Origin of the sequence: Winogradskyella eximia (genome assembly GCF_003386165.1) — a bacterium.
In the GTDB taxonomy this organism is placed as follows: Bacteria; Bacteroidota; Bacteroidia; order Flavobacteriales; family Flavobacteriaceae; genus Winogradskyella; species Winogradskyella eximia.
Genome location: NZ_QRDV01000003.1, coordinates 238,368 through 257,333, shown reverse-complemented (window position 1 = coordinate 257,333; position 18,966 = coordinate 238,368). Strand labels below are relative to the sequence as shown.

Annotated in this window: 15 protein-coding genes; 10 read left to right on the top strand and 5 right to left on the bottom strand. The window is 32.3% G+C overall.

The features are described from left to right. Positions 1-92 precede the first annotated feature (92 nt). The 8 genes from DFQ10_RS09270 (at position 93) to DFQ10_RS09235 (ending at position 8,970) form a co-directional block, all read left to right on the top strand. The gene (locus DFQ10_RS09270) at positions 93-449 is read left to right on the top strand and encodes a hypothetical protein (RefSeq protein WP_115817133.1); all 357 of its coding nucleotides are present in this window, start codon (positions 93-95) and stop codon (positions 447-449) included. Between the two features lie 70 nt (positions 450-519). Next, positions 520-1,539, top strand: a complete 1,020-nt coding sequence (gene pheS, locus DFQ10_RS09265) for a phenylalanine--tRNA ligase subunit alpha (protein ID WP_115817132.1) — start codon at positions 520-522, stop codon at positions 1,537-1,539. Positions 1,540-1,708: 169 nt separating this feature from the next. After that, on the top strand, positions 1,709-2,212 hold the full coding sequence (locus tag DFQ10_RS09260; protein WP_115817229.1) for a GbsR/MarR family transcriptional regulator: 504 nt from the start codon (positions 1,709-1,711) through the stop codon (positions 2,210-2,212). Between the two features lie 26 nt (positions 2,213-2,238). Further along, on the top strand, positions 2,239-3,369 hold the full coding sequence (locus tag DFQ10_RS09255; RefSeq protein ID WP_115817131.1) for an efflux RND transporter periplasmic adaptor subunit: 1,131 nt from the start codon (positions 2,239-2,241) through the stop codon (positions 3,367-3,369). Positions 3,370-3,391: 22 nt separating this feature from the next. Beyond that, entirely contained in the window at positions 3,392-6,529 is a 3,138-nt protein-coding gene (locus DFQ10_RS09250) for an efflux RND transporter permease subunit (protein WP_115817130.1), read from the top strand. 4 nt (positions 6,530-6,533) lie between these two features. Continuing rightward, positions 6,534-7,952, top strand: coding sequence for an efflux transporter outer membrane subunit (locus DFQ10_RS09245; protein WP_115817129.1), 1,419 nt, complete (start codon positions 6,534-6,536; stop codon positions 7,950-7,952). Positions 7,953-7,963: 11 nt separating this feature from the next. Further along, positions 7,964-8,557: a TetR/AcrR family transcriptional regulator gene (locus DFQ10_RS09240; protein WP_115817128.1), complete on the top strand. Its 594-nt coding sequence runs from the start codon at positions 7,964-7,966 to the stop codon at positions 8,555-8,557. A 17-nt stretch (positions 8,558-8,574) separates the two neighbouring features. Further along, positions 8,575-8,970 carry a hypothetical protein gene (locus DFQ10_RS09235; RefSeq protein ID WP_115817127.1) on the top strand — a complete coding sequence of 132 codons (396 nt, stop codon included), beginning with the start codon at positions 8,575-8,577 and terminating at the stop codon, positions 8,968-8,970. Between the two features lie 383 nt (positions 8,971-9,353). On the opposite strand, the gene DFQ10_RS09230 is transcribed toward DFQ10_RS09235, so the two are convergent. Continuing rightward, on the bottom strand, positions 9,354-10,355 hold the full coding sequence (locus tag DFQ10_RS09230) for an NAD(P)H-dependent glycerol-3-phosphate dehydrogenase (RefSeq protein WP_115817126.1): 1,002 nt from the start codon (positions 10,353-10,355) through the stop codon (positions 9,354-9,356). 211 nt (positions 10,356-10,566) lie between these two features. On the opposite strand from DFQ10_RS09230, the gene DFQ10_RS09225 reads away from it, so the two are divergent. After that, positions 10,567-11,520 carry a nicotinic acid mononucleotide adenyltransferase gene (locus DFQ10_RS09225; RefSeq protein WP_115817125.1) on the top strand — a complete coding sequence of 318 codons (954 nt, stop codon included), beginning with the start codon at positions 10,567-10,569 and terminating at the stop codon, positions 11,518-11,520. A 163-nt stretch (positions 11,521-11,683) separates the two neighbouring features. On the opposite strand, the gene DFQ10_RS09220 is transcribed toward DFQ10_RS09225, so the two are convergent. The 3 genes from DFQ10_RS09220 to mfd are packed head-to-tail and all read right to left on the bottom strand — an operon-like array spanning position 11,684 to position 17,235. Beyond that, the gene (locus tag DFQ10_RS09220) at positions 11,684-12,985 is read right to left on the bottom strand and encodes a TlpA family protein disulfide reductase (RefSeq protein ID WP_115817124.1); all 1,302 of its coding nucleotides are present in this window, start codon (positions 12,983-12,985) and stop codon (positions 11,684-11,686) included. A gap of 57 nt (positions 12,986-13,042) precedes the next feature. Then, positions 13,043-13,906, bottom strand: a complete 864-nt coding sequence (locus DFQ10_RS09215) for a DMT family transporter (protein ID WP_115817123.1) — start codon at positions 13,904-13,906, stop codon at positions 13,043-13,045. Further along, positions 13,903-17,235 carry a transcription-repair coupling factor gene (mfd, locus tag DFQ10_RS09210; protein ID WP_115817122.1) on the bottom strand — a complete coding sequence of 1,111 codons (3,333 nt, stop codon included), beginning with the start codon at positions 17,233-17,235 and terminating at the stop codon, positions 13,903-13,905. Before mfd ends, DFQ10_RS09215 begins: the two co-directional genes overlap by 4 nt. Positions 17,236-17,352: 117 nt before the next feature. Between mfd and DFQ10_RS09205 the strand changes: the two genes are divergently transcribed. Further along, positions 17,353-17,784, top strand: coding sequence for a tellurite resistance TerB family protein (locus DFQ10_RS09205; protein WP_115817121.1), 432 nt, complete (start codon positions 17,353-17,355; stop codon positions 17,782-17,784). A 72-nt stretch (positions 17,785-17,856) separates the two neighbouring features. On the opposite strand, the gene fbp is transcribed toward DFQ10_RS09205, so the two are convergent. Then, positions 17,857-18,867 (bottom strand): class 1 fructose-bisphosphatase, encoded by a 1,011-nt coding sequence (gene fbp, locus DFQ10_RS09200; RefSeq protein WP_115817120.1) that lies wholly within the window; start codon positions 18,865-18,867, stop codon positions 17,857-17,859. Positions 18,868-18,966 lie beyond the last annotated feature (99 nt).

The window sequence follows — 18,966 nt, the reverse complement described above, 5'->3', positions numbered from 1 at the left end:
TAACGTAATTCAAGAGGCTTTAGTTTCTTAACTTTGAAATCTAAAATAAGTGTATTAATTAATTGAGATTCCCTTTTATAAGGGACATGACTATGGCAAGAGACGAACAATTAAAAGAGCGATGGGATTTGGTGGTAGAAAAACTTTCTAACCAATTTGCAGATGGAGACAAATTAGATCTCGATACTATAATATATCTAATTGGTGTACAGGAGCTTGGTCAGTTACATCGCGAGTACAAAAAAGACCACAAGTTAGATTTAATGCATATAGCAATTTGTAAGGTTTTAGAACCTTATGGGTTTTATGAATTCGATTATGTTGATGATGACGGTTGGCCACATTACAAGGTTTTAGCGCAATTACCACATCTTAAAGCAGGTGAACAAAGTGTGTTAATGAAAGAAGCGATTGTAAATTATTTTGTAGAAACCGAATATATCGAGTAGTTTCAGAGGAGCTCAGCTACCATAACTCGCAAAAAAAAACTAAATTTGCACTCGTTTTTGAATAGAAATCATGATAGATAAGATAAAAGAACTTATAGCAGAAGCAGAAGCTTTTAAAGCACAATCTAAAGAAGAGGTTGAAGCCTTTAGAATTAAATATTTAGGTTCAAAAGGACTTTTAAAAGAATATTTTGCTGAGTTTAAAAATGTAGCAAACGACCAAAAGAAAGAATTTGGTCAAACTATTAATCAGCTTAAGAAAACAGCTGAGGATAAGGTAAATTCATTAAAAGAGGCATTAGAAAGTCAAGAAGATGATAAAGGGATTTATGGTGATTTATCACGTCCTGGAGAACCAATTGCTATTGGTGCACGTCATCCAATTTCTATTGTAAAAAATGAAATTATTGATATCTTTTCTCGTATCGGATTTAATGTGAGTGAAGGTCCAGAAATCGAAGATGATTGGCATAATTTTACAGCATTAAACTTGCCAGAGTACCATCCAGCAAGAGATATGCAGGATACGTTCTTTATTCAAACAGATCCAGATATTTTATTACGTACACATACAAGTTCTGTACAAGTGCGTTATATGGAAAACAATAAACCACCAATTAGAACTATTTCACCTGGTCGTGTTTATAGAAATGAAGCTATTTCAGCGCGTTCACATTGTTTTTTCCACCAAGTAGAAGGTTTATATATTGATAAAGATGTAAGCTTTGCAGATTTAAAGCAAACCTTACAATATTTTACTACAGAGATGTTTGGTAAATCTAAGATTAGATTGCGTCCATCATACTTTCCGTTTACAGAACCAAGTGCAGAAGTGGATGTATATTGGGGACTTGAGACAGAAACCGATTATAAAATCACCAAAGGAACAGGTTGGTTAGAAATTATGGGTTGTGGTATGGTAGATCCTAATGTATTAGAAAACTGTGGTATTGATTCTAAAGAATACTCAGGTTTTGCCTTCGGAATGGGAATAGACAGAATAGCAATGTTACTTAACCAAATTAGTGATATTCGTTTACTAAGTGAGAACGATGTGCGTTTCTTAGAGCAGTTTAAGAGTGCCTTATAAACTTCACCAAAATATATTTCAAAGCCGACTGTTAACAGTCGGCTTTTTTATTTAACAACAATTTAACTTCGTTTAGTTCGGTTTGTTCCGAACTAATAATATATATTTGCATAGAATTTTACTGTGGTTGATTTATTTATTATCAAAAACAGTGGTAAATATTGAAAAAATGAAAGATGAAATTTGCAAAGAAAAAATGGCTTTGGTTGAAAAACTAGGCGTGCATTTAGAAAACAGAGAGCAATTAGCACCTGTTGCGGCTCGTATTTTGTCTTACATAATTTTAACGGGCAAAAAAGGAACCACTTTTGAAGATATGGTGACTATTCTTTGTGCTAGTAAAAGTACAATTTCAACACATCTTAATCATTTACAGGATTTAAAAAAGATTGTGTATTTCACAAAGACAGGAGATCGTAAAAAATATTTTATCATCAATAAGGATATGATTGTTCAACATATTGATAATATGATAAACGAGTGGCAAGAAGTTAGAGAATTACATTTAGAAATTAAGAGTTATAAAGAAACTATTAATACTCTCAAACTTGAAAATGATGATGAAAAATTTGAATTAAGTTTTCACAATGATTATATCCAATTTTTAGATGAAGCAAGCTCGTCAATAGAAACATTAAGAACAAAATTAATAGACAACCAATTCCATATTTAAAGACAACCAAAATAATATACCAAAAAATGAAAAAGAATAATTTATATAACCTATTAATGCTAAGTGTATTCTTAGTCATTGTAAGCTGTGGTAATAGCGAACAAAACAAACCTGCAGCAGTGGCACCTCCTGCACCATTTCCTGTTTCTCAATTGCAAGTAAAAACGGTAACAGGTTACACTGATTATCCTGCAACTATAGAAGGTAGAGTAAATAGTGATGTAAGAGCCAAAACTTCTGGGTATATTGAAAAAGTATATGTAGATGAAGGTCAAAAAGTACGTAAAGGTCAAGTATTATTTAAATTAGAAACACAATCTTTAAGTGAAGATGCAGGAGCAGCAAGAGCACTTGTTAATGTGGCACAAGTGGAGGTGGATAAATTGATTCCTTTGGTAGAAAAGAATATTATTAGTCCGGTACAACTAGAAACTGCAAAAGCAAATTTAGCACAAGCACAAGCTAATTATAGTAGTGTTTCTGCAAGTATTGGGTATGCAACTATTAAAAGTCCTATTGATGGCTATGTTGGTTCTATTAATTTTAGAGAAGGAGCATTAATTAGTCCTAGTGATGCAACACCTTTAACAACAGTTAGTGAAATTGATGAGGTGTATGCCTTTTTTAGTTTTAACGAAGCGCAATATATAGACCATTTACAACGATCTGAAGGAACAACCAAAGCAGAACGTATTAAAAATTCTCCAGACTTAAGTTTGATTTTAGCTAACGGAAAGGAATATTCTGAAAAAGGACGTATTCAAACAAGTACAGGTCAGATAAACCAAAACACAGGAACAATTCAAATTAGAGCTGCTTTTAAAAATCCAAAGGAAATTTTAACCAATGGAAATAGTGGTAAAATTAGATTTCCAATAGAGTATAAAGACGCTATTGTTGTACCTCAAACAGCAACTTTTGAACAACAAGGAAACGTTATGATCTTCAAACTTGGAGAAGGCAACAAAGTTGAAACTGCTATTTTAAAAATTAAAGGAACCGTAGATAACTTATATGTGGTAGAGTCTGGCGTAGGTGCAAACGATAAAATCATAGTATCTGGTGTTGGCAAATTAAGAGATGGTATGGCAATTTCGCCTCAAGAAACTTCTTTTGATGAGGCTATTAAACCTGTAGCCACTTTATTTAAAAACTAGTTAACCTCAAACATATTAAGTCATGTTAAAAACATTTATTGAAAGACCAGTGCTTTCAACAGTAATCTCTATTATCATAGTTATGCTTGGTGTTATCAGTATCACTAGTTTACCTATAGAGGAATATCCAGATATTGCACCACCAACCATTAAGGTGACGGCAAATTATACAGGAGCAAACGCAGAAACTGTTTTAGAGAGTGTCATTATACCTATAGAAGAACAAATTAACGGTGTAGAAGGAATGACATATATTACTTCTACCGCTTCTAATACAGGTTCAGCTGAAATTACAGTTTATTTTGATCAAGAAATGGATGCTGATATTGCAGCTGTAAACGTGCAAAACCGTGTAGCTAGAGCAGCACCTTTATTACCATCAGAGGTAACACAAACAGGTGTTACCACACAAAAGCAAGAAACAAGTGCGTTGATGTTTATTTCTATGTATTCTGAAAGCGACAATTATGATGCAACTTTCATTCAGAATTACTTAAAAATTAACGTTATTCCTGCTATGCAACGTATTAGTGGTGTTGGTGATGTTAGTGTATTTTCACAACAAGATTATGCGATGCGTATATGGTTAAATCCAGAAAAATTAGCATCATATAATTTAATTCCTTCAGATGTTGCGGCAGCTTTAGCGGAACAAAATTTAGAAGCAGCAGCAGGTTCTTTGGGTCAGAATAACGGAGAATCTTTTTCTTATACATTAACTTATAGTGGTCGTTTTAAAAATGAAAGTCAATACAGCGACATAGTTATTAAAGCCTTAGGAAACGGAGAGTTTCTACGTTTAAAAGATATAGCAACAATTGAGTTAGATGCGCAATCTTATGCATCAAATGCAATGAGTTTAGGGCATCCTGCTGTATTTATGGGGATTTTTCAAACTAAAGGTTCTAATGCGCAAGAGATAATTGAAAACATAAAAACCACTTTAGAAACAGTTAAAAAAGACCTTCCAGAAGGGTTAGATATTTTTGTGCCATATGACACAAGTTTATTCTTAAATGCCTCGATTGAAAAAGTAGTAAGCACTCTATTAGAAGCATTTTTATTAGTGTTCTTAGTGGTGTTTATCTTCTTGCAAGATTTTAGATCTACTTTAATTCCTGCAATTGCAGTGCCTGTTTCTATTATTGGTACCTTCTTTTTCTTGAATGTTTTTGGGTACTCTATCAACCTTTTAACGTTATTTGCGTTAGTTCTGGCTATTGGTATTGTAGTAGATGATGCCATTGTAGTGGTTGAGGCTGTGCATGCTAAAATGGATGAAGGAGAGCATAACCCGAAAAAGGCAACATTAACAGCCATGAATGAAATTTCTGGAGCTATTATATCAATTACTTTAGTAATGGCTGCTGTATTTATTCCTGTAACTTTTGTAACTGGTCCAACAGGTGTGTTTTATGAACAATTTGGTGTCACGTTAATTATTGCAATTCTTATTTCAGCTGTAAATGCCTTAACATTAAGTCCGGCATTATGTGCTTTATTATTAAAAGAACATAAAGAAGACAAAGAGCTAAAAGGGAAAAACCCATTACAACGTTTTTACACGTTGTTCAATCGTGGTTTTAATGCTACAGTTGAGCGTTACGGAAGATCACTTCAATTTTTATACAAGCGAAAATTTGTTTCGGTGTTATTATTAATTTTTGCTGTTGTCGGTATTTATTGGGCATCAACAACTACACCAACAGGTTTTGTGCCTAATGAAGATAGAGGGATTATTTTCGCAAATATAGAATTACCACCAGGATCTTCCTTAGATAGAACCAATGCTGTTGTAAAGAATCTATACAGCAAAGTAGAAGGTATGGAAGGTATTACTGGTGTCAATTTTATTAAAGGTAGAAGTTTAATTAGTGGTGCAGGTAGCAACTTTGGTTTTGGTATTATTAAACTTGAAGATTGGGGAGAACGTAAAGATCCTTCACTTTCTGTACAAGCTTTAACAGGAAAGTTATTTGGTATTGCAGCTACAATCCCTGAGGCTAACATTATTTTCTTTTCACCACCAAGTATTCGTGGTTTTGGTAATGCTTCAGGTTTCGAAATTAATTTATTAGATAAGTTTGGTGGAGAGTTTACGGATTTAGATAAAGCAAATAAAGAATTCTCAATGGCTTTAATGAGTCATCCAGAAATTAAATATGCAACATCTTCTTTCAGTACAAATTATCCGCAGTACGAAATGGAAGTGAATGTGCCTTTAGCTAAGGAAAAAGGAGTTTCTGTAACCAGTATCTTTTCAACCTTACAAGGTTATATCGGTGGAATTTATGCTTCGGATTTTTCTAAATTCGGAAAACAATTTAGAGTATACATCCAAGCATTACCAGAGGATAGAGCAGATGAAAGTGCATTAAATAGCATGTATGTAAGAACAGATACAGGAGAAATGACACCAATTACACAATTCGTAAACTTAAAGAGAGTTTATGGACCACAGTCGGTAACACGTTTCAACTTATTTAATTCAACAAGTATAACAGGTGCAACTAACGACGGATTTAGTACAGGTGATGCCATTAGAGTTATTGAAGAGGAAGTCGCAAAATTACCAAGTAATTATACGGTTGCTTATTCTGGATTAACACGAGAAGAAGTCAATGCAGGAAACCAAACCACCTTCATATTTATATTAAGTATACTGTTTGTGTATTTCTTATTAAGTGCACAATATGAAAGTTACTTATTACCATTTGCCGTAATATTATCGTTACCATTTGGTGTTTTTGGAGCCTATATAAGTACGAAGTTATTTGGATTAGAAAACAATATTTATTTCCAAATTGCCTTAATTATGCTTATTGGCCTGTTAGCTAAAAATGCCATACTTATTGTGGAGTTTGCTTTAGCTAGGAGGAAAAATGGAGAGACGATAGTGAATTCTGCAATCCAAGGTGCTAAAGCGCGTTTAAGACCTATTTTAATGACATCATTTGCGTTTATTCTTGGTTTAATGCCATTAGTATTAGCATCTGGAGTTGGTTCTGAGGGGAATAACTCTATTGGTACAGGAGCAGCAGGTGGTATGCTTATAGGTACGTTTTTAGGAGTCTTTGTAATTCCAATCCTATTTATTTTATTTCAGTGGTTACAAGAAAAAGTTTCTAGTAAACCAGCAGTACAAATTATTGAAGAATAAAAAGATGAAATCAATTATAACACATAGAAACTTTAGTAAAGGCATTTTATTATTAGTTGTAGCATTAACATTGCAAAGTTGTTTTGTCGCTCAAGATTATGTAAGACCAAATATAGATGCTGAAACAGAAGCACTTTATAGAACAGATAATCTATCAAAAGATAGTGTCTCTATTGCAGATGTATCCTGGAAAAATTTATTTACAGATAAATATCTTCAACAATACATCGAAGAAGGTTTGCAAAATAATATGGACGTGCGTATGGCATTGCAACAAATAATAGCTGCAGAAGCATATGCAAAACAAGGTAAAGCAGGTTATTTGCCAACGATAAGTGTTGGTGCAAATGCAACACACCAAGAGTTGTCTGAGAATAGTCAGTTTGGTTCATTGTTTAGCGGAGGAATAGATACTTATGATATCACGGCAAACCTCTCTTGGGAAGCAGATATTTGGGGTAAAATAAGAAGTAATAAAAGAGCAACACAAGCAGGTTATTTGCAAAGTGTGGCCGGACATCAAGTGGTGAAAACACAATTGATTTCTAGTATTGCTAATACTTACTACAACTTACTAGCTTTAGATGCGCAATTAGAAATAACAAAGCAAACTATTGCTACCAGAAAAAGTGGTGTTGAAACTATAAAAGCTTTAAAGGATGCAGGACAAGTAACACAAGTTGCCGTTGACCAAAATATTGCGCAATATAATAGTGCAAGAGCTCTACAAGTAGATATTGAAACTGCCATTTTTAAAACCGAGAATACACTAAGTATTTTATTAGGTAAAACAGCACAGAATTTTGAAAGAAGTAGTTTAAATGTTCAAAAAATTGAACAAGATATTGTATTAGGAGTACCAGCAACTTTGTTAAGTAATAGACCAGATGTAATGTCTGCTGAGTTTGGTTTAATTCAATCTTTTGAGCTAACTAATGTTGCTAAGAGTAACTTTTACCCATCATTAAAGTTAACAGCTTCTGGAGGATTTCAAAGTTTAGAATTGGATAAATTATTGAATGCAAATTCTTTATTTGCTACAGTAATTGGAGGATTAACACAACCACTTTTTAATCAAAGAGCTTTAAAAACACAAAGAGAAGTTGCCCTTGCACAACAAGAGCAGGCTTTACTTCAGTTTAAGAAGACCTTATTAGTTGCAGGTAATGAAGTCTCTAATGCATTGTTCTCTTATGAAGCTGAGACCAAAAAATTCGAGTTTAGAAAAAATGAAGTTGAAGCATTAAGAACAGCGGAAGCCAACTCAGAAGAGTTACTTAAAAATGGTTATGCTAATTACTTAGATTTATTAACAGCAAGACAAAGCGCATTAAGTGCAGAGCTTAATATTATAGATAGCAAATTGCAACAATTAGTATCTATAGTAGATTTATACGAAGCGCTTGGTGGTGGATGGAGATAATATAAATTAGTATGATCACTAAGGCAGAATTGTTAAAGCATTCTATTGCAAAGTTTACGCAATGTGGCAGTAAGCATGTTACACTAGATGATTTAGCAAGTTCTCTTGGGATTTCAAAAAAAACCATTTATTCATTTTTTAAAAACAAAGAAGATCTAGTTACCTCTAGTTTAGAAAGTTTAATAAATGAGTATAAGGAAGATATAAATAGGGTGGTTAATAGCAATGGTAAAGACCCTATTTTGAGTGTTATATTAATTTACCAGAGAGGGTTTGAGTATCTAAAATACTTTAAGCCCTCTTTTCTTTTTGATTTAGAGAAATATTACCCAAAAGCAAATAAGTTATATACTGATTTTATTAAGGAATTATCAAATAGCATTGTCTTAGACTTACTAAAAAAAGGCAAAGAACTTGGTGATATTAGAAAAGATATTAATGTAGAATTAGTAGTGAAAATCTATTTTTTTAGAATTGATAATCTAGTATTTAAAAAGGATAATTTATTTGAATCCTATTCAGAGCAAGAGCTATTTAAGCATTTGGTGATTTATAATCTTAAAGGTATTATAGCTAGTCATTATTCTAATTCTTATTTTGAATAGTTTACTATTTTTGCGCTATGAAAAAAGACATCACAATACCAGAAGTAAAAGACGTACACGTTGCTGTTGTACAAGAACAACATATAGAATATAAAACGCAAGATTGGAATGCTTATATCATTAACAATAGTGATAATGATTTAGACACCGTTCTTATTGTTACAAGAGGTTATAATGATAAAAAATTAACACCTGTAATGCGGCACACCATTGCTAAACTACCTGCAAGAAGTTACGCTAAAATTGAATATCTACAAGAGAAGGTTTTAGAGCTAAATAATGAGTTTAAAATCACGTTTTTTGAAGGCAACCAAATGTTTGATAAAACGTATGTATTTAGAAAAAATACAATCAACGAAAAAGCTTTACAGACCATTCCTTTGATGCAGTTGAAAGGTGTTTTGGTAAAGTAATAGTAGTAGAATTAGAATGACGATTCAAATAGAAACTAAGTAATCATTGTCTCAAACCAAATTCCGCCAAAGTCGGAAGCAACGATTTTCAGAAATAATGAGCTCTAAATATTGTTTTGAAAAGGTATAAAGGATTAACAAAACATGTGGTTTTTTCATCCAAACACTAATGTATCTGCGAATGATGCTTTAGCAATTTCCTAACAAATCGTTTTGATTTTTTTGGCTCGTTTTGCATCAAGGCAAAAATGAACGAATAAAAATAATCAGATTGCCATAGCTAATAAAAAAATTAGCTTTGAAATGACGGAAAACTTCGAGATTCCGTTAAAGTTTTAAATTAATTGTATAGTTGATGAGATTCCTGCTTTCGCTGGAATTGTTTAATCCAACTTATCAGTCAATTTCTGAAACACCTTCTTAGCATCTTTTCCTTCATATAAAATATCGTAAACGGCATTTATAATAGGAAGTTGTGTTTTTTTCTTATTCTTTTTATTTAATTCAAAAGCACTTTTAGTGGCATAATAACCTTCTGCAACCATGTTCATTTCCATTTGTGCAGATTTTACGGTGTAACCTTTACCAATCATGTTTCCGAACATTCGATTTCGAGAAAAAACAGAATAACCAGTCACTAATAAATCACCTAAGTAAGCTGAGTTATTAATGTTGCGTTTCATTTTGTGCATCTTTTTAATGAAGCGTTTCATTTCTCTAATAGAGTTACTCATCAATACACTCTGAAAATTATCACCATAACCAAGTCCGTGCGCAATTCCGGCAGCAATAGCATAAATGTTTTTAAGCATTACAGCGTATTCTATACCAATAACATCATCGCTAGTTTTGGTTTTAATGTAATCGCTCGATAAACTATCTGCAATAGCTTGTGCTTTTTTAGCATCGTCGCAAGCAATAGTTAAATAAGACAAACGCTCTAAAGCAACTTCTTCTGCGTGGCAAGGACCAGCAATAACGGCAATATTTTCAAAAGGAATATTATATTCATCATGAAATTGCTCACCAACTAATTTTCCTGTTTCTGGCATTATACCTTTTACCGCAGATACTATGGTTTTCTTACTAATATCTGTGGTTAGTTTTTCTAACTCAGCATGTATAAATGCGGAAGGAATCACAAAAATGAGTACATCTGCCCAATCCGCTATTTCATTTATATCGTTACTTAGTTTTAATTGCTCGGTATGAAATTCTACAGAGCTCAAATAACTAGGATTATGTTTTTCTTTTAAGATATGCTCTTTAGCATAAACACTTCTCATGTACCAACCAATTTCATTTTGGTTTTCGCAAAGCATTTTAACTATGGCAGTTGCCCAACTTCCGGCACCAAAAACAGCATATTTTGTTGTATCACTCATAGAGATTAAATCAATTTTGTATATCAAAGTTACGGAAAATTTATAAGATTATTCGAGCTAAAACCATGTTAACGCTTCGGTTTTTAACAGGTTTATAGATTTGTAAATACCCACTACAAATGTGCTTTTGTAATACTTACAATAGCATCACTATATTTTTTTGGCACACGTTTTGAATATCACTAAGTAATAACCTTAAAACCGTTAGATTATGAAAACTACAAAACTACTTTTCGGATTTGCATTTATTGCAACACTTTTTACATCTTGTTATGTGGAAGACACACATTATGTTGATGAACCATCAATTTCATTAAATCAATTATTAAATTCTTATGATTTATGGTATGTTGATATTAATGAAACTCAAGGTTATGGTGAAACACCATTTTTACAGATAGCGTTTACAGTGTCTTTTAAGAATGGCGTTATGTATGCTAATAATAATTTAGTTGGCATTGGTAGTCAGGGAAATGGCTATGGTGTAGAAATAGGATACTATGATACTTACGACATGGTTTTAGATGTTAATCATATCATTGATGGTTATGATAGTTTTGATGTTTACCAAGTAGATAACAATACGATAGAATTATATAACCCTTTTAACGATACCTCTTATTTTTTAGATGGTTACCAACGTTCTAACTTTGATTATGATTATGTTTTTTATGATAACATTCACTACTTCTTACAAGAATACGATGCTTGGGAAAAAACATACACAAGTAATTTTGGAGCCTTAAATGATTTTGATAATGAGAATTACCTTCAGTTTTTATCTGGTGGAAATGATGATACATTTAGAAGTTCTCAAGACGCAAATGTTTATAATACTAATAATATTTATTGGGACTTTACAGGAAGTTATGGAGTAGGGAATGTCTCAGGAAATATGTACCTAAAAACATTAACATTAGATTATGATTTCTTTGACAATGAATTCTTTGAACTCAGCGTTATTAATGATAGTAAGATAGAGTTGTACCATTCAAATTCTGGCACAGTATATGAATTTCAAGGAAGAGGATACATTCAATATTACAGAAACGCAAACGTAGAAGAAGGTAAGGCTGCTAAACAATCTGATGAACCTAAAAAACGTAAGCAAAAAACAAAGAAAGTAGAGAATACGAGAGAAAATACAAGAAATGGTCAAGAATAAACTTGAATCATAGAATAGAATTTAAATTGGGATATTCCATGAGACCTTAAAAAACAACAAAATTGATACATATGAAACTAAATTTGGTTGGTTATTTAGTTTCAAAACGCTCAGATAAAACACTTGTTTTACTGAGCGTTTTCTTTTTGGGTTATATATAATATTATAAGCCTTGCAGTATAACCTCTAAATCTCCAAGTTCATAAGGCTTAGCCATAATAATTTTAGAGGCACTTAATAAAAAATACATTGGTGTTGCAGAAACTCCATAGGTTTTTACAACGGGATTATCCCATTTATCTAAACCAATTTGATGAATAAAATCAGGATAGTTTTTTATAGCTTTCTCCCAGCTATCAGCCTCATTTTCTAATCCAAAAGCAACCACTTTTAAATTGGGTTTATCGGCAATCATTTTTTTAACTTTAGGTAATTCATCTAAACAATGTCCACAAGTACTACTCCAAAAGATAAGTAAATAGTGTTCTGCACCTTCTAATTGATGTAAGTTGGTGTTTTGTCCATTAGATGTAATATCAAAATTAGGTGCTTTAGATCCAATAGACGTGTTTTTAAAAGCTATTACCATGTCTAGTAAAACGTTGTTTTCTGTGGCTTTAGCTAACTCTAGTAAGTAATTAGTGGTAATATAATTGGCAACTTCATGATTTTTTTGGTCCGAAAAGTGTTTCCAAAGCATTTCTAATAGACTCGTTTTAATAATTAGGTCATTACTATTAATAGCTGCAGCTACATCATCAATGTGTTGCTTATAGGTGTCGTTACTTGGGTTTTCTACCATATTTAAAACATAAGCTGTAACGCGATCTACTAAAAACGATGAGCTTTGTAGTAGGTAATCACTAAAATCAACTTGACTTAAATACTGTTGTTTTAAGTTTTTTGAATAGGTTGAAATATCCTCGTATCCAGAAGGGATGTAAGGTTTATTAGCTCTAATGAAACTAGAAACTAATTTATCTTTAGCTAATTCTTCGTAGCCTGTTTGTGTGTCTTTTAAGGTTTTGAAAATAGCGTTGAATCCTTTTTTGTCTGAGTTTTCTTTAGCAAAATAATTACTAATCGTTTGGTTGACCATATCCATACTTTTTAAGTAAGAATTCCAAAGTTTGTTTTCTTCTGATTCAGTAAAGAATACGCCATTCTCATTACTAAAGTTAAAGGCAACGGTTTCTTTTCCGTCGTAGATAAAATCGAAATTATTTTCCTCAGGTGGTACCGCATAAACAATTTTATAAATACCAGGTTTTACGGTAGAATCTAATTGGATTTCAAAATTTCCATCACCATCAAGCTTTCCTCTATTGATGTAATTAGCACTTTCTGGTGTTGCTTCATATAGAAAAGCATAACTAAAATCTTCTGCTGGAGAAAATGTACCTTTTACACTTTGCGCAAAAGAAATTAGAGGTATTACGAATAATATGATTAGATTTTTTTTCATTTGTATATGCTATTTTATCTGTTATTTAGCTTCAAAAATTAAGCCATTTTAAACATTCTATTTCTTTTTAGATCTTACGCTTTCAATAACTACTGTTGCTAGTATTAAACCGCCTCCAGCAAATGTATGTATTGTTGGTATCTCATTCAAGAAAAAAAAGGCAATTATAATCCCAAACACAGGTTGTGTACTGCCAATAATACTCGCTGTACTTGCTTTAAAATATTTTAAACTATTAACAAACATGGTATGTCCAATTGCTGTTGTAACTACAGCTAAAAGTATAACGTAAGGATACTGTGTTGTAATATTAGTGGTGTCCATAAAATATAAAATAGGCGCTAATACTACTGTAAGAATCAACACTTGATAAAACATAAGCATTGTGCCATTGTAGTTGGCAATATGTCCTTTTAGCATTAAAATTCTTAAGGCATAACAGGTTGCAGAGAGTACTCCAAACATAATACCTTGTAACTGATTGCTTTCTAAATTGAATTCTGGAGCTAAAATGTAAATACCAAGCAGAACCATAAGACCTAAGATAATATGGATAGGATCTAATTTTGTTTTAGAAAATAAGGGTTCTAAAAGCGCTATAATAACCGGAAATGTGAATAATGAAATCATGCCAATAGCTACGTTAGATAGCTTTAAAGCATAGAAATAGGTAATCCAATGTCCACCCATTAATAAAGCGGCAATAAAAAAAGTAAAGCGATCTGTCTTATTACTTATCTTTAAATTAATGCCTTTAAAAACACAAAAAAGAAATAATATAATTGTTGCTAAAATAGAACGCCACCAAATAATTACTGGTGTTGGCATATCTATAAATTTACCTAAAGGACCAGACGTGCTAAGGCAAACAGTTGCAAAAATCAGCAATAAGAGATGATTTAAATGACTTTTTTCATTCATTGCATATCAGATAAGGCAGCCAATGCTTGTTTGGTAGATTTTATTTTTTCGAAAGTAAGTAACAAGCGTAAACCTTTTCGGGTTTGTTTTTCTTTCATTTTACATTTACTAGCATTTACCTGAACAAACTGCAATACTTTAGTAAATGCTTCACTTTGATAAAATCCACTTTGCTGATCTTGAACAAAATAACCAATCATTTTACCTTGTTTCATAATCAATTTTTCTATGCCCATTTTTGTAGCTATCCATTTTAAACGGACACTATCTAATAAATCTGAAACCTGCGTTGGTAATTCTCCGAATCTATCTATGATATCAGATTCAAATTTAGCGAGTTCCTCTTCTGTTTTAATTTCGTTTAATTTGGTGTAAAGGTTTAAACGCTCGGTAATATTATTGATATAATCGTCTGGAAACAACAACTCAAAATCAGTGTCAATAGTAATATCTTTTACATATGTTTTAGGTTTGCCATCATCTTTGTATAAATCTACAAATTCCGTTTCCTTTAGTTCTTCTATGGCTTCATTTAGAATTTTTTGGTAGGTGTCAAAGCCAATATCGTTAATAAATCCGCTTTGTTCTCCTCCCAATAAATCTCCTGCTCCACGAATTTCTAAATCTTTCATGGCAATATTAAATCCACTACCTAGTTCGGTAAATTGTTCTAATGCACCAATACGTTTTCTAGCATCGTTTGTCATTGCAGAATACTCAGGAGTAATAAAATAACAGAAGGCTTTTTTGTTACTACGACCTACACGACCTCGCATTTGGTGCAAATCACTCAATCCAAAATTATTGGCATTATTGATAAAGATGGTGTTAGCGTTTGGTACATCTAAACCACTTTCTATAATGGTTGTACTTACTAAAACATCAAATTCACCATTCATAAAAGCCAGCATAAGGTTTTCGAGCTTTTTACCATCGAGTTGTCCATGGCCAATGCCAATTTTGGCATCGGGAACTAACCTCTGAATCATACCAGCGACCTCTTTTATATTTTCAATTCTATTATGAATAAAAAACACTTGACCTCCTCTTTGAATTTCATAACTCACTGCATCCCTAATTGTTTCTTCCGCAAAACGAATAACATGACTTTCAATAGGATATCTATTTGGTGGAGGAGTTGTAATTACGGATAAATCTCTTGCTGCCATTAAACTAAACTGAAGCGTTCTCGGAATTGGAGTGGCAGTTAACGTTAAAACATCAACATTTTCTTTTATCGTTTTAAGACGTTCTTTTACGGCTACACCAAACTTTTGTTCTTCATCAACAATGAGTAAACCTAAATTCTTAAACTTTACATTTTTATTAGCGAGTTGATGTGTACCAATAATTATATCAACACTTCCTTTTTCTAATCCTTCTAAAGTCTCTCTTTTTTCCTTAGCTGTTCTAAAACGATTAACATAATCTACAGTAACCGGAAAATCTTTTAAACGCTCCTTAAATGTTCTAGAGTGTTGATAAGCCAAAATCGTTGTTGGGACTAAGACAGCGACTTGTTTACCATTATCAACAGCTTTAAAAGCGGCTCTTATGGCAACTTCAGTTTTACCAAACCCAACATCTCCACAAATAAGACGATCCATAGGTCGCTCACTTTCCATATCTGCTTTTATATCTGCAGTTGAGGTAATTTGATCTGGAGTGTCTTCATAAATAAAAGAAGCTTCTAGTTCCAATTGCATGTGGCTATCTGGAGCGTATTGAAATCCTTTTTTTAGTTTTCGTTTAGCATAAAGCTTAATAAGGTTAAAGGCAATTTCCTTAACTCTTGATTTTGTTTTTTGCTTTAAGGTTTTCCACGCTTTACTACCTAATTTATAAACGGTTGGTGGTTTGCCATCTTTACCGTTAAACTTAGTGATTTTGTGAAGTGAATGTATACTGAGGTATAAAATATCGCGCTCGCCATACACCAATTTAATGGCTTCTTGTTTTTTGCCTTCAACATCAATTTTTTGTAGACCTCCAAACTTACCAATACCATGATCGATGTGAGTAACATAATCTCCAATTTCAAGATTTGTAAGTTCTTTTAAGGTGATGGCCTGCTTCTTCGCATACCCATTTTTAAGATGGAATTTGTGGTAACGATCAAAAATTTGATGATCTGTATAAATTGCAATTTTATGTTCAGAATCTATAAAACCTTGATAAAGTGAAAGCACCACCGTTTTATAATGAACGGTTTGTTCGGCATCATCAAAAATATCATGAAAGCGTTTGGCTTGTTGTTCACTTACGCAAGAAATATAGTTGATGATACCATTGGCATGGTTTTCATTTAAATCTTCAATTAATAAATTGAATTGTTTGTTAAAGGCTGGTTGAGGTTTGGTGTAAAAAGCAATAAGTTGTTTTGCAAAATAGGCTTCATTTCCAAATTCCACTAAAGGATATTCTAAAAACTGACGTTTTAATAAGTCTGAATTACAAAACAATTCTTCAGGTGAAGCATGTTTAACTTCACTAGATAAATTTTTGAAAGCATCTTCTGCTTTTTCATAAAAGTCATCAATTCTAGAAAATATTAGGTTTGCATTTTTAGAAAAAATGACTGTTTTATTAGAAATGTACTTTAGAAAACTCTCGCGTTGCTCTGCAATCATTTTATTAGCCACATTTGGAATGATACTCACTTTCTTAATGCGCTCTGTAGAGAGTTGTGTTTCTACATCAAACGTTCTAATACTATCTACTTCATCTCCAAAAAATTCTATTCGGTAAGGTTCGTCATGCGAAAAAGAAAACACATCTACAATACCACCTCTAACTGAGAAATCTCCAGGCTCTGTAACAAAATCGACACGTTTAAATTTGTATTCAAATAAGACCTCGTTTACAAAATCGATGCTTAAGTCGTTTCCAACTGAAATCTTTAATGTATTCTTTTCTAATTCTTTTTTAGTAACTACTTTTTCAAAAAGCGCATCAGGATACGTGACAATAATACACGGTTTTTTACGCGAATTGATACGGTTTAAAACCTCTGCACGTAAGAGTACGTTAGCATTGTTAGTTTCCTCTATTTGGTATGGTCTGCGGTAACTGCCTGGATAAAATAATACATCTTTATCATTAATGAGTTGTTCTAAATCGTTAAGATAAAAAGCAGCTTCTTCTTTGTCATCAAAAATTAGTAAAAAGGGTTTGTCAGCGGTTTTAAAAGCTTCAGAAACTGTAATTGAAAACGAAGAACCAATAAGGCCTTTTAAATGTGTTTTTGTTTCACTTTGGGCAACAGCAGTTTGCAGATTTTGCAATTGCAGAGTCTGTGCGAATGTTTGGGCAATAGATACTTTACTCAAGTTTCTTATTTTGAAAGTGCAAATATAAAATTTTTGAAGTGTTCCTTAATGATAATTCTTTGAATAGAATTATATTTGTTGAGAATTATTAATTAGATATTTAAATAAAATAGATATATGTCATTTTCAGATTTATTCGATAGCGGATTTAAAAAACGTAATGAAGACCATTTTGCAGCCATAGTAAGAGTTGCAATGAGTGATGGTGTAATCACTGATAAAGAAAGAGCTTTTTTAGATCGTTTAGCAACACGATTAGATATTTCAGAGCACGATTACAAAGATATTTTAAAGGATTATAGCTCACATCCTATAAATGCACCACTTTCTTACGATGATCGTTTAGAGCGTTTATATGATTTAGCTCGTATGGTTTGGATTGACGATATTGAAGGACCTAATCAACACTGGTTGTTAGAGAAACTTTGTGTAGGTTTAGGTTTTCATGCACAAAATGTAAAATATATTGCTGATAAAGCTTTAGCACTTGCTTATGATAAAGTAGATTCTGAAACCTTTATTGAAGAAATGAAAGGTATGAATAAGTAGTGTACCTAACTTATATAAACTAAAAAAGCAACCTTAAATAGGTTGCTTTTTTTATGAATAAAATATCCCTTTTTAAACGTTATTATTTCTCATAAACTCTTCCGCTTTATCTACCATATTTTTACTTCCACAAATAAATGGTACACGCTGATGAAGCTCTGTTGGTTCTATATCCATTATACGAGTATAACCATCACTTGCTTTACCATTAGCTTGTTCTGCAATAAATGCCATAGGATTACATTCATATAGTAAACGTAATTTTCCATTTGGGTTTTTAGAACTTTTTGGATACATATAAATACCTCCTTTAATCATGTTTCTATGAAAATCAGAAACTAAAGATCCAATATATCTACTCGTGTAAGGTCTTTCACCTTCATCTTCTTGACAATATTTAATGTATTTTTTTATACCTACTGGAAAATCAGAGTAATTCCCTTCATTAACTGAATATATGTTTCCATCTTCAGGAAATTGCATATCTGGATGCGATAAATAATAAGAACCAATTGCTGGGTTTAATGTAAAACCATTAACACCATCTCCAGTGGTATAAACTAACATTGTTGATGTGCCATAAACAACGTAACCAGCAGCAACTTGTTGACTTCCTTTTTGTAAAAAATCGTCAAGCGTTACAGGTGTTCCTACAGGAGTTACACGTCTGTATATAGAAAAGATAGTACCTACAGATACATTTACATCAATATTAGAAGAACCATCAAGCGGATCTATTAATACCACGTATTTATTCTGATGATTTTCATCTTGACTATTAATTGTAATAAAATCGTCTTCCTCTTCACTAGCAATTCCACAAACAATATTTCGCTTAGTTAAGGTTTGTATAAACTTATCATTAGCATATACATCTAATTTTTGTTGGTCTTCACCTTGAATATTAGTATCGCCTGCAGCTCCAATTATATCTACTAAGCCAGCCTTGTTAACTTCGTGATTAACAACTTTTGCTGCTAAACGAATAGAATTTAATAGTCGGGAAAGTTCGCCAGACGTGTATTTGAACGACGTTTGATTTTCAATTATAAATTCCCCTAAGGTTTGATTTCTTTTAGACATGAAGTAAATTATTGATTAGTAGCACACAAATATCGTATTTTTTAACAAACTATAACGTTTTCGTTCTAGAAATTAATTGTTATCTCAATAGAGTTGCGT

Excerpts from the sequence above, each read along its gene's own strand:
- DFQ10_RS09220 (WP_115817124.1), bottom strand. The coding sequence starts at position 12,985 with ATGAAAAAAAATCTAATCATATTATTCGTAATACCTCTAATTTCTTTT.
- pheS (WP_115817132.1), top strand. The coding sequence starts at position 520 with ATGATAGATAAGATAAAAGAACTTATAGCAGAAGCAGAAGCTTTTAAA.
- DFQ10_RS09230 (WP_115817126.1), bottom strand. The coding sequence starts at position 10,355 with ATGAGTGATACAACAAAATATGCTGTTTTTGGTGCCGGAAGTTGGGCA.
- DFQ10_RS09250 (WP_115817130.1), top strand. The coding sequence starts at position 3,392 with ATGTTAAAAACATTTATTGAAAGACCAGTGCTTTCAACAGTAATCTCT.
- DFQ10_RS09255 (WP_115817131.1), top strand. The coding sequence starts at position 2,239 with ATGAAAAAGAATAATTTATATAACCTATTAATGCTAAGTGTATTCTTA.
- DFQ10_RS09235 (WP_115817127.1), top strand. The coding sequence starts at position 8,575 with ATGAAAAAAGACATCACAATACCAGAAGTAAAAGACGTACACGTTGCT.
- DFQ10_RS09205 (WP_115817121.1), top strand. The coding sequence starts at position 17,353 with ATGTCATTTTCAGATTTATTCGATAGCGGATTTAAAAAACGTAATGAA.
- DFQ10_RS09215 (WP_115817123.1), bottom strand. The coding sequence starts at position 13,906 with ATGAATGAAAAAAGTCATTTAAATCATCTCTTATTGCTGATTTTTGCA.
- DFQ10_RS09270 (WP_115817133.1), top strand. The coding sequence starts at position 93 with ATGGCAAGAGACGAACAATTAAAAGAGCGATGGGATTTGGTGGTAGAA.
- DFQ10_RS09225 (WP_115817125.1), top strand. The coding sequence starts at position 10,567 with ATGAAAACTACAAAACTACTTTTCGGATTTGCATTTATTGCAACACTT.
- fbp (WP_115817120.1), bottom strand. The coding sequence starts at position 18,867 with ATGTCTAAAAGAAATCAAACCTTAGGGGAATTTATAATTGAAAATCAA.
- DFQ10_RS09245 (WP_115817129.1), top strand. The coding sequence starts at position 6,534 with ATGAAATCAATTATAACACATAGAAACTTTAGTAAAGGCATTTTATTA.
- DFQ10_RS09240 (WP_115817128.1), top strand. The coding sequence starts at position 7,964 with ATGATCACTAAGGCAGAATTGTTAAAGCATTCTATTGCAAAGTTTACG.
- DFQ10_RS09260 (WP_115817229.1), top strand. The coding sequence starts at position 1,709 with ATGAAAGATGAAATTTGCAAAGAAAAAATGGCTTTGGTTGAAAAACTA.